This window comes from Falsiroseomonas oryziterrae (genome assembly GCF_021864505.1).
In the GTDB taxonomy this organism is placed as follows: Bacteria; Pseudomonadota; Alphaproteobacteria; order Acetobacterales; family Acetobacteraceae; genus Falsiroseomonas; species Falsiroseomonas oryziterrae.
Map to the genome: position 1 here is coordinate 1 of NZ_JAKJIB010000581.1, position 1286 is coordinate 1286.

Genomic DNA, 1286 nt, shown 5'->3' on the forward strand with positions numbered 1-1286 from the left:
CGCACCGGGCGCGCGGCGACCGAGGCGATCGCGGCGACGCTCGCCGGCGTGCCGCACCGCCTCTATGCCTGGGGGGAGGGCGGGCCGAACCCGTTCCTCGGCTTCCTCGCCTGGGCGGATGCCGTGGTGGTCACGGCCGATTCCGTCTCCATGTTGTCGGAGGCGCTGGCGACCGGCGCCGCGGTCTTCGTCGCGACACGGGAAGAGGGACGCCACCTGCACTTGGTGCAATCGCTCTACGCGGCCGGCGAGGCCCGGCCGCTCGAGGAGGCCGGGACGCCCTTCGCGCGCCGGCCGCTCGACGAGACGGGGCGGGTCGCCGTGGAGATCCGCGCGCGCGGATGGCTGGCATGAGCGGAACCTCGGCGCGCCGCGCGCGAAGAGGGGAGATGCGCGCGACCCTCGCCCCGCCCCGCGACGTCCAGCCTGCGTTCCGCTGGCCCTGGCGCGACCGGGCGGGGCGCTTCTCCCCGCTCGGGCTCTCGGTGCTGATCGCGCTGCTCTCGCCGGGCGCGGTGCTGCTGGCCATGCTGGCCGACGGCGCATTGGGCGCCGAGCCCTGGAAGGCCGCGACGCGCGAGGCGGGCGCGCATGCGCTGCACATCCTGCTGATCAGCCTCGCGATGACGCCGCTGCGCTTCGTCGCGGACTGGCCGAAGGCGCTCACGCTCCGGCGCATGATCGGGCTCGGCGCGCTCGGCTACGCGGTGCTGCACCTGACGCTCTACAGCGGGCACCTGAACTGGGACCTGCTGAAGGTCGGCGGCGAGATCGCGCTGCGCGCCTATCTGACGCTCGGCTTCGCAGTGCTGGTCGGGCTTGTCGTGCTGGGCTGGACCTCGACCGATGGCTGGCAGCGGCAGCTCGGGCCGCGGTGGAAGAAGCTGCATCGCTGGGTCTACCTGCTGGCCGCCGGCGGCGTGCTGCATGCCTTCCTGCAATCCAAGGCGAATGCCGATCCGGCGGCGATCACGGCGGGCGTGTTCCTCTGGCTGATGCTGTGGCGGACGCTCCCCGGGCGCTGGCGGGCGGACGGGCTCGGGCTGGTGGCGCTTGCCGTCGTCGCCGCGCTGGCGACGGCGATGGTCGAGTTTGCCTGGTATGCGGCGGCCACGAAGCTGCCGGCTTCGCGCATCCTCGCCGCCAATCTCGCGCTCGATGCGGGGCTGCGGCCGGCGCAGTGGATCCTGCTCGCCGGGCTCTGCCTCGCGCCGCTGCCCTGGCTGCGGCGCGTCACCCGGCGCGCGCGCGCGACACGGCGGCCGCCACGCTGGCCCAGCTGCGCC

General features: G+C 74.7%; 2 protein-coding genes. Both read left to right on the top strand.

The features are described from left to right. A partial coding sequence (locus L2I40_RS23340; RefSeq protein WP_237217742.1) for an ELM1/GtrOC1 family putative glycosyltransferase occupies window positions 1-354 on the top strand: 354 nt, incomplete at its 5' end. After that, a partial coding sequence (locus L2I40_RS23345) for a protein-methionine-sulfoxide reductase heme-binding subunit MsrQ (RefSeq protein WP_237217743.1) occupies window positions 351-1286 on the top strand: 936 nt, incomplete at its 3' end. The genes L2I40_RS23340 and L2I40_RS23345, both read left to right, overlap by 4 nt.